The organism is Leifsonia sp. HAY1-4F (assembly GCF_056755275.1).
The window spans coordinates 1-9,690 of sequence record NZ_JBNDHX010000128.1; the positions used below are offsets into that span (position 1 = coordinate 1).

Consider the following 9,690-nt stretch of genomic DNA (forward strand, 5'->3'; position numbering starts at 1 on the left):
TCCGCACTCCGAGGGGCAGTTCGACGCTGTCGAGAGTTCGCGTGTCATGTGTCAAAGCGAGCCGGACGGTGTAGAGGTAGGGGTCGTCGACGCTCCAACGATGCGGGGCCGGCAGGTAGAGACGTTGCGTGATTTCTGCTGACGAGGCCCCTCGCGCGGAAACCGGCACCGCGTTGCGCACGACGAGGTCCCCCGCGTGATCAAGGATCTCGGCGACTACAGTTCCGGTTATGAGATGACGGTGGTGGTTGAGCACGCTCGAGGACAACTCGATCACCGCTCGCTCGTCGTCGACGTCGGGGATGGAGGCGTGTGCGCTGAACGGCTTGAAGCGCATTGGATCCGTCACGTGCAGGATGACGTCCCTGATCAAGCCCGCGCCGGTGTACCAGCGGGAGTCGTCGTGCGCACGTACCTCGACCCTGATCTGGTTGCGCTGACCGAAGAGGAGGAAGGCATCCAGCGGGACCTGAAAGATGGAGTACCCATACGGTCGCTGGCCGGCGAAGCTGTCGTTGATGAACACCATCGCGTCACGGTAGGCGCCCTGGAACTCGAGCCAGACTGTCTTTTCGCGCCATTCTTCCGGCACCTCGAAGCTCTTGAGGTACTCGAAGGTGCTGGATTCCGGGTAGTACGCGTTCTTGCCCGAAGCCGAAGGATCCCGCTGGCAGGAGACGAGCGCGTCATGCGGCAGCGTAACTGCGAGGGCGTTAACCTGACCGGAGCCGATCTGCGCGAAGATGCTGGTCTTGGGTCGCACTGTCCAGTTTTCATTGAACGTGGTGGAGAACATGGTGCTGCTTTCTGGATTGGCGGCTTCGGGGCGCGAGCAGGTGTCGCGCTCCGGAACCGGCCGCTGAGGGCGGAGGTTGCCTCAGAGCTTGACGGCGGGGATGGAGACGGTCGTCGGGCGTTCCGGCCGCACCGGAAGGATCAACAGTCCTCCGGCCACGGCGAACAACGCGGCGGCGGCGTACACCCACGTGTAGTTGCCGCCGGCGAGGACGGCGATCCCACCGGCCAAGAATGGGCCGACTGCCTGAGCGGCCTGGTTCGCCAGGTTGAAGATGCCCATGAAGCGACCGTTCTGACCCTGATCGGTCGGGAGTGTGTCCAGCCCGATCGCCTGGTCGATGGCGCCGAACATGCCCACGCCCAGCGTGCCGATGAGGCCGCCGATGAAGAACTGCGGAACCGAGGTGAGCGTCCCGGTGATGATCAACCCGGCTGCAAGCATGAAGCCTGCGATGACGATGAACGGCTTCCGGCGGCCGAGTTTGTCCGAGAGCGTACCACTCAGAATGGATCCGAGGATCGCCAGCACCACACCGAGACCGCCCTGGGCGGCGACGAGCCCGGCGATGGCGCCGGAGGCCAGGTGAAGGCGCGATCCAAGCAGGTAGACCGTGTAGATGGACATGAAGGATAGCGCCAGGAAGATCAGCGCTCGACTGATCCACACCCAGGCGAAGTTCGGGTGGCGTCGCGGATTGAACCAGAAGCCCTGGAGGAGGGACTTCACGTCGACCGGCGGGATAGGACCTGTCGCCGGCGCATCCTTCATAACGAATAGGAAGATGAGACCAATGAGGAAGGCGACGAGCGCGGGGATGGCGAACATGGCCACTGGCATCGACGCGAATCCGCCGGCGATCACGATTCCGAAGATGGGTGCGATCTGGGTGACGGCGCCGGTGAAACCAGCGACCTTACCGCGCTGCTTCTCGGGCAGACGGTCGCCGAGGTGGGTCAGGAACATGGCTCCAGCTGCGGTATATCCCACCCAAGCGAGGGTCCACGCGGCGATCATCAGTGGAATGTTCGGCGCGAGCCCGACCAGTACCGAACCGACCAGTCCAGCGACCATGCCGATGGCCATCCAGGTCCGCCTTCGGCCAAATCTGAAACGCGTCCTGTCGCTCAGCACACCGACCAGCGGACCGGTGACAAGAACGACGAGAGCAGGAATTCCCACCGCCAACGCGAGTGCTGAGTCTTTCCCGATCGGGTCGAGCTGAGCCACCCGGATTGCGAGCGAGAACCCGACCGGGGTGATCCAGGCGAGATAGAGGGCGAAGTACGAAAGGATCAGCAGCGCCAGGTATCCGTTACCTAGCTTCAGCTGCGAGATACGGGGTTCGACCTCCGCCGCGTGCGCGCCTTCAGCTGCCACTTCGGCGCTCGCGCCAAGGCCCGCTACTTCGGGAGCCTGACGCGGCTCGACCGGGTTTGACTGTGTCATTGCAACTCCATCGTTGAGAAAGGGACCGACGCTGTTACCACGTGATAATCCAGTATGCACACGTGATAATCAGGATGCAAACCTGATTCTCGTGCGAAGATCAGTCCATGGACCCCTCGATCGCGCGACCGGCGACTGCGGCGGATGTCGCTGCACGCGCAGGCGTGTCGCGCGCGACCGTCAGCCACATACTGAACGGTCGCGGTTCGAACTTCGCGGCCAGCACCCGCGAGCGAGTGCTTGTTTCGGCGCAGGAGCTTGATTACCGGCCCTCGGCTGCGGGACGGCGGCTCGTCAGCGGTCGCGGCGACACGATCGTCATCCTCGCCCCGAACCTTACAATCGGCCGGAACCAGCAGGATGCGCTCGATCGCTTGGTGGCCGACACTGCAACGATCGGGGCCAACGTCGTGCTCAGATTCGCGGACACCGATCCAGAGCGAACTGCAGACGCTCTTCTGCACCTGGAGCCGCTTGCCGTCGTGGATCTCGGTGCGCTCCCCGAGTCGGCGCGGACCAGATTGGCGCACCAGGGAATTCCCACTGTCCCCCGCGCGTCCTGGAGTCAGCGGGCGACGGTCGGCCCCGATGATGCGCTGGCGGAACTCCAGGTCACAGAGCTCATTCGAAACGGGTCACGCCAGATCGTCTACGCATCCGTGGCTGACAAACGTGCTGATCCGTACAGCCCCGGACGGTTCGCTGCCATTCAGCGCGCGTGCGCCAAACGCAGCATCGCCGCTCCCCAACTCGTGCGACTCCCCGCCAACGTCGAGGGTGCAGCGACAGCGCTTTCTCCCGTCGCGACGGCGAACCTCGGCGTTGCGGCGTACAACGACACCGCCGCTGCCGCCGCTGTCGCTGCCGCCACCCGGTTGGGGTTTTCCGTCCCCGAGCAAGTAGCTGTGATCGGCGTCGACAACACCGAACTCGGTCAACTTCTGACTCCCCGCCTGACAACTGTCGCCGTTTCCATGGAGACGATCATCGACCTGGCCGTTGAGCAGCTGGCTGAGACGCTCGGCGCGTCGATTGATATCCCGCCGCGTCCTGTGGCCGAGCTTTTCACACTGATCCGAGGCGACACGACTTAGAGGCATCAGGCCCAACGCGTGGGAACATCGCAAACTTCCGCTGTCTGGCGCCGACTTCACTCCCGCGACCGGGGCCTTTGCTCGCCATAAGGTTGACCCCAAACTGGGAAAAGTGAGACACTTTTCTCAGTTCTTAGGCTCTTCCTCCGAGAAGAGCCAGCCGACGCCCAGCCCTGAGGAGTGCCGTGCTTCGCTCATCGTTCAACAGCAACTGGCAGTTCGGACCGCTCATCTCGGTCCATGAAGCGATCAACGTCGCTGGGCCTGGCGAGGTGACAGTTACGCTTCCCCACGACGCCGTGCTTGCGGGTGGTCGCTCTGCAGAGAACTCGGGAGGGCCACAAACTGCCTATTTCAAGGGCGGCAAGTGGTCGTATGAGAAGGAGTTTGAAGTCCCGGTCGAATGGGCGAGGAAGCGCGTCACCTTCGAGTTCGAGGGCGTGTACCGCGACGCAATGGTCTATATCAACGGCGCGCTGGCCGGCCATTGGGCGAACGGCTTCTCCACCTTCTACGTGAACGCCGACCCCTTCTTGAATTACGGGACGACCAACTCCATTCGAGTGGACGCCCAGGCGCACGAGGACCTCCGCTGGTACTCGGGGGGTGGAATCTACCGACCTGTCAACGTGCTTATCGGCGGGCTCGTCCACGTAGGCCCAACCGGACTCCGCGTGTCCACACCGGATGTCGATCAGCATGTCGCGACCGTGCTGGTCGAGACAGAGATTTTCAACGAGGACATCGGTACTCGGGTCGTCGACCTCGACTGCGAGATCAAAGACGCAGCCGGTCACATCGTCACCACTGAGCGCACCCGCCTCACGCTGCGACCCGGTGACGCCACAGTCGGACGGCAACGGGTCTTCGTCCCAGCCCCCGCTCTCTGGTCCGTTGACAGCCCAACGCTCTACAGAGCTCGTGTAGTAGCGACCATCGCCGGCGAGCTAACGGACGAAGCATCGACGACTTTCGGAATCCGTTCCATCAGCGTCGACCCGATCCGCGGGCTCCGCATCAACGGCGATCAGGTCAAGCTCCGAGGTGGCGCGATCCATCACGACAACGGGATCCTGGGAGCCGCCGAATTCCAGGCGGCAGCCGATCGACGTGTGCGGCTGATCAAGGAGGCAGGATTCAACGCCATCCGCTCCGCCCACAATCCCATCAGCCGAGAACTGCTGGAGGCGTGCGACAAGTACGGCGTGCTCGTGATGGACGAGATTTTCGACATGTGGAGCGTCCCCAAGTCCGGCGATGACTACTCCAAGCGCTTCCCGCTGTGGTGGGAACGCGACGTGGACGCGATCGTCGCGAAGGATTTCAACCACCCAAGCGTCATCCTCTACTCCGTCGGAAACGAAATTATCGAAGCCGGCACCCCGCAGGGTGGACGCTACGGACGTCTTCTTGCCGATCGGGTACGCACACAGGACACGACGCGGCTTGTCACTCACGCGCTCCAGGGCATGTACATCGGCCGAGACAAGATTCCTGAGCTTCGCGCTCAAGCACAGCAGAGCGCAGAGATACAGGGCCTGAACGACTACCTCGCGCAGGTCACCGAGATGATCAAGACGCTCGTCACCTCCGACACTGTCAGCGAGCGACTACTCGAGCCCGCGTCTGCGCTCGACGTGATGGGACTCAACTACGGCGACGACCGCTTCTTGCTCGACAAGGAGCAGCACCCGAATCGGGTGGTTCTCTCCACGGAGAGTTTCCCTACCAAAATCGACGACATCTGGAAATTAGTCACCGAAAACCAGCACGTCATTGGCGACTTCACCTGGACGGCGTGGGACTTCCTCGGCGAGGTCGGCACCGGTCGCCACGTCTACCCCGAGGACGAGGTGGTGCACCGGGCGCCGTACCCGTGGCTTACAGCGGAGGAGGGAGACCTGGATATCGTCGGCCGTCGCAACCCCGTTTCCTTTTACCGGGAGGCGGTCTTCGGGTTGACGGAGGTCCCGTACATCGGGGTACGGAAGTACCGCGCCGACGGCTTCTTCATCGAGCCGCGCGCTTGGACCTGGAGCGACGTCGCAGCGGACTGGACAGTCGACGCCCCGCTGGGAACACCACTGCACGTCGAGGTCTATTCCATCGGACACCGCGTCGAGTACCTCCTCAATGGCGCCCCTGTTGCAAGCGCGGTGGTCGGCGAGAATCGGCCGTTCCTGGCCGCGGCCGAGATCCCTTACGAGCCTGGGCGGCTCGAGGTTATCGCTTACCGCGGCGAGGCCGAGATCGGCAGATCAGAGATCCGCACATCGGGTTCCGCTGCGCGCATCGATCTGCGAGCCGAACGATCTGCAGTTGCGGCGTCGGATCAAGAGATCGTCTTCATCGAAGTTGCGCTTCAAGACAGTGACGCAACGGCAGTTGAAGCCGACGACCGTGCTGTCTCGATCGAAGTTGAGGGACCGGCGATCCTCCAGGGTTTCGGCGCAGCCACACCTGCTACCGAGGAGAGCTACCTGGAGCCGGTCACCACCACGTACAAGGGTCACGCTCTAGCAGCGGTCCGTCCGACCGGCCAGCCAGGGATCGTCACCGTTACCGCGCGTGCCACGGGCGTTCCGCCGGCGGTCGTGACCATCGAACTGCACTAAGACGCAGAACGGGGGCGGCATCCAGGATGCGGCCCCCCGTTCTCATTCCGTTAGCTCCACGCGCTGAACGATGGCCTGAATCCTCGCAAGCGACATCTGAGTTGCGGCACTGGGTCGATACTCCATGCCCCACAGCCCCCTGTATCCAAGAGTCCGAAGCAGCCGCAGGTGGCGTTCCCAATCCACTTGGCCGGTTCCGGGTTCCCCGCGGCCCGGAACATCAGCGACCTGTACGTGTCCAACCAGTTCGACGTCGTGCGACGTGATGTCACAAAGATCCTCGCCCATGGTCAGTAAGTGATAGATGTCCAAGAGCAGACGCAAGTGCTTGGAGCCGACCTCGCGCACCCAGGCGAGCGCCTCTTCAGTTGAGACCAGCAGAGCCCCCGGATGATCGACTCGATCGTTCAATGGCTCCAGTAATAGTGTCGCACCGGCTGCCTGCGCGAGGTTCGCCGCCTGGGCCAGCACCTCCAGCGCTGCTTTCCGCTGATCCTCGAACGGATTCGCGTCGCTCCGCTGGCCGGCGACGACCACCAGGAAGGGCACGCCGAGATTTTTTGCGGCCGTGATGGATTCGGTGACGCCCAGGAGGTATCGGGCATGACATCCCCGGTCTCCGAGGTCGAGCTGCGGATCGACCGTCATCGACACGAGCTTGGAGCCAGCCGACCGCAGTGCCTCGCGAAGCCGATTGAGTTCTTTGCTGCGCCAGCCCCAGATCTCTACATTGGAGTATCCGGCTGACGCGGCCGCAGCAACCCTGTCGTGAATGTCCCCGGCTTCCGCAAAAAGGAGCTCGAGATTGACCGAGATCGCATCACGGGCAGAGATGCGGGGAGCGGGAGAGGTCCCGATCCTCTCCCGCTCCCCAGTCCGCTGCGTCCCTCGAGGACTACGCGGACTGCTAGAGCCGGCTACTTCACGCCTCCTGCGGCCAACTCGGAACGCCAGTACTTCTGCAGGATCGAGAACGCGATGATGAGCGGGATCACCGCGAGGAACGACCCGGTGATCGTGACGTTGTACGGGATGCCTTCGGTCAGGCGGGCCCGCCAGTTCGCCAGCCCGACCGACAGCGGCTGAAGCGTGTCGTTGTTGAGCATGAGCAGCGGCAACAGATAGTTGTTCCAGATCGCCACGAATTGATACAAGAACACTGTGGCAAGCGCCGGCGACATGATCGGCATGGCCACCCGCCAGAAAATGCGGGCCTCGCTTGCACCGTCGAGCCGCCCCGCTTCCAGCAGTTCGTCCGGCACCGAGGAGCTGGCGTAGACCCGCGACAAGTACACACCGAATGGGCTGGCGATGCTCGGCAGAAGCACCGCCCAATAGGTGTTAACGAGATGGACCTCGCTGAACATGAGGTAGAGGGGTAGCGCGAACATGACCGAAGGGACCAGGACCGCGGCGAGAATGATGTTGAAAATCGCTTCGCGGCCGCGGAACTTGAACTTTGCGAGCGCGTAGCCGGCCATTGCGGAGAGGAACGTGCTGATCGCAGCGCCCCCAACGCAGTAGATGACGCTGTTCAGCGCCCATATCGCGAAGATGCCGTTCTGCTGGCTGAAGACATCGCGGATATTTCCCCAAAGGTCGAAGTGGGAAAACCAGAGCCCGTTCGTGGTGAAGAGGTAAGCCTTGTTCTTCGTCGCCGAGACCAGGAGCCACCACACGGGCACGAGGGTGTAGATGGCGAAGAACGCCATCACAATGAAGGCTCCCGCGCGACCCGAGAACGAAACGTTGCGGGTCTGCCGGAACTGCACTGCCCTGGTCGGTTCGGTTCGCTCAGCCACAGCGGTCATGAGCGTGCCTCCTTCCGCTGGGTGAATCTGAGAAATGCGAACGAGAGCACTAGCGTCACCAACGCGAGGATGATCGACTGCGCCGCTGCGTAGTTGTAGTTGTTGCCGGCGGCGGATTGCTGCGCGGCCATGATCGGTGTGAAAGTAGATGACACGGATGGCGCGACCTGCGAGAGAATCTGCGGGTCGTTGTAGAGCTGCGCAGTTCCGATGATCGCGAAGACCGCGGTGAGGATGAGGGCCGCGCGAATGGACGGGATCTTCACGTGCCAGGCGGTCCGCCACCAGCCGCATCCGTCTAGGCTGGCAGCTTCATTCAACTCGCCCGGGATCGCCTGGAGGGCGGAGTAGATGATGATCATGTTGAAGCCGGTGTAGCCCCACGTCATCATGTTCCCGATCGAGAAATTGACGAGGTTGCTGGAGAGGAAGTTCACGTTGAGCCCGAAGATCTGCAGGAACTGCGTGAACGGACTGATGCTCGGCTGATAAAGGAACGACCACATGATCGCCGCGATGACGCCGGGAAGCGCATACGGGAGGAAGTAGATCAGCCGGAACGTCTTCCGCAACGGTGCGAAGGCGGAGTCGAGCAGAAGCGCGAAGAAGAGACCCAAGATCAGCATGAGCGGCACCTGGATGATGCCGATTGTGAATACGCGGACGAACGACATCAGGAAGTCGCTGTCCTGGATGGCTTTGATGTAGTTGCCGAAGCCGGCAAACACAGTTGTCGGTGCGGTCAGTCCCAGACCGCTGCTCTGCAGCCGGAAGAAGCTCTGGTAGAGCGAGTAGCAAATGGGCGCGACCATCATGGCGAGAAATACCAGCGCGAAGGGGCTCAGGAACAGGAACGCCGAACGCGTCCGGCGCTTGTCCGCTGAGTTGGCGGGTCTGGGCGAAGTCTTCCGGGCAGTGCGCTTGTCCGTGAGAGGACCGGCAGTCATGGCTGCTCCTTCATCGGGTCGGGGTTCGGGATGGTGCCAGGCGGCTGGCTGGGCCGCCTGGCACCGGTCTCGAGAGTGCGGACGGTCAGCCGGAGACGCTCAGTCCCTGGCTCTTCATGGTGGAGACCGTGTTCTCTTGTTCTTGAGTCACGAGGGCGGGGATGGTGCCCTGGCCCGCGCCGACCTGCTTGAGCCCGTCCTTGAAAGACGGCTGGAGCACACTCATTGTCGGGCCCCAAACCCAATTCGAGGGCGTATTCGCAGCGGCCTTCTTGAACACGTCGTAGACGTTTTGGCCGCCATAGAACTCAGACTTCTTGCTGAGCACCGCAAGCTTCTGGCCGGACAACGCCGCCGGATAGATGCCCGTGTTGGTGATCAGGTTTGTCACACTGGAAGTGCTAGTGCTCATCCAGAGGGCGGCCTCCGTCGCCTGCTGCGGCGTCTTGCAGCCTTTGAGCACCGCGAACGAAGAGCCGCCGCGGTTCCCGGAGATACTCTTTCCCGCGGTCCACTGCGGGAGCTGCACGACACCCAGCTTTCCAGAGAGTCCCGGTGCGTTCTGTTCGATCAAAGGCGATGCCCACACCGCGCCAACCAGGGACAAGACCCGACCGTCCTGGAAATCCTTGTACCAAGCGGTGTCGAACGTCGGCTCGCTAACCACCAACTGCTTGTTGGCCAAGTCCTGCCAGTAGCTTGCGACCTTCTGGGTCTGCGAGCTGTCAATCTTGACCTGCCACTTATTGTTCGCAGTACCGAACCACTGGGCGCCGGCCTGCCAACTGAGTGCGCCGAGGTCATAGGCGTCCACCGGGAGAGTCGAGAGAAATGCCGCCGGATTCTTCGTGTGGACAGTCGCCGCGTCCGTTGCAAACTCCGCCCAGGTCTTCGGTGGCGTGATTCCGTACTGCGTGAAGAGGTCGGTGCGGTAGTAGAGCGCCATCGGCCCTAGGTCCTGCGGAATTCCGAGGACCT

At 62.5% G+C, this 9,690-nt stretch carries 8 protein-coding genes; 2 read left to right on the forward strand and 6 right to left on the reverse strand.

What is annotated here, in order from left to right:
- The coding region (locus tag ACPYOG_RS17430; RefSeq protein ID WP_481295420.1) for a glycoside hydrolase family 2 protein at positions 1–796 on the reverse strand (796 nt) is incomplete at its 3' end.
- Between the two features lie 81 nt (positions 797–877).
- Positions 878–2,245, reverse strand: a complete 1,368-nt coding sequence (locus tag ACPYOG_RS17435; RefSeq protein ID WP_481295421.1) for an MFS transporter — start codon at positions 2,243–2,245, stop codon at positions 878–880.
- A gap of 107 nt (positions 2,246–2,352) precedes the next feature.
- Between ACPYOG_RS17435 and ACPYOG_RS17440 the strand changes: the two genes are divergently transcribed.
- Positions 2,353–3,339 (forward strand): LacI family DNA-binding transcriptional regulator, encoded by a 987-nt coding sequence (locus tag ACPYOG_RS17440; RefSeq protein WP_481295422.1) that lies wholly within the window; start codon positions 2,353–2,355, stop codon positions 3,337–3,339.
- A 185-nt stretch (positions 3,340–3,524) separates the two neighbouring features.
- Positions 3,525–5,954 carry a glycoside hydrolase family 2 TIM barrel-domain containing protein gene (locus ACPYOG_RS17445; RefSeq protein ID WP_481295423.1) on the forward strand — a complete coding sequence of 810 codons (2,430 nt, stop codon included), beginning with the start codon at positions 3,525–3,527 and terminating at the stop codon, positions 5,952–5,954.
- A gap of 42 nt (positions 5,955–5,996) precedes the next feature.
- Here the strand turns inward: ACPYOG_RS17445 and ACPYOG_RS17450 are convergent, their stop codons facing one another.
- The 4 genes from ACPYOG_RS17450 to ACPYOG_RS17465 all read right to left on the reverse strand — a co-directional run.
- Positions 5,997–6,908: a TIM barrel protein gene (locus tag ACPYOG_RS17450; protein WP_481295427.1), complete on the reverse strand. Its 912-nt coding sequence runs from the start codon at positions 6,906–6,908 to the stop codon at positions 5,997–5,999.
- Complete coding sequence (locus ACPYOG_RS17455; RefSeq protein WP_481295424.1) at positions 6,872–7,765, reverse strand: carbohydrate ABC transporter permease; 894 nt, start codon at positions 7,763–7,765, stop codon at positions 6,872–6,874. The genes ACPYOG_RS17450 and ACPYOG_RS17455 overlap by 37 nt, the downstream gene beginning before the upstream one ends.
- Entirely contained in the window at positions 7,762–8,712 is a 951-nt protein-coding gene (locus tag ACPYOG_RS17460; protein WP_481295425.1) for a carbohydrate ABC transporter permease, read from the reverse strand. The genes ACPYOG_RS17455 and ACPYOG_RS17460 overlap by 4 nt, the downstream gene beginning before the upstream one ends.
- An 85-nt stretch (positions 8,713–8,797) precedes the next feature.
- Positions 8,798–9,690, reverse strand: an 893-nt coding sequence (locus ACPYOG_RS17465) for an extracellular solute-binding protein (RefSeq protein ID WP_481295426.1), incomplete at its 5' end; no start/stop codon positions are given.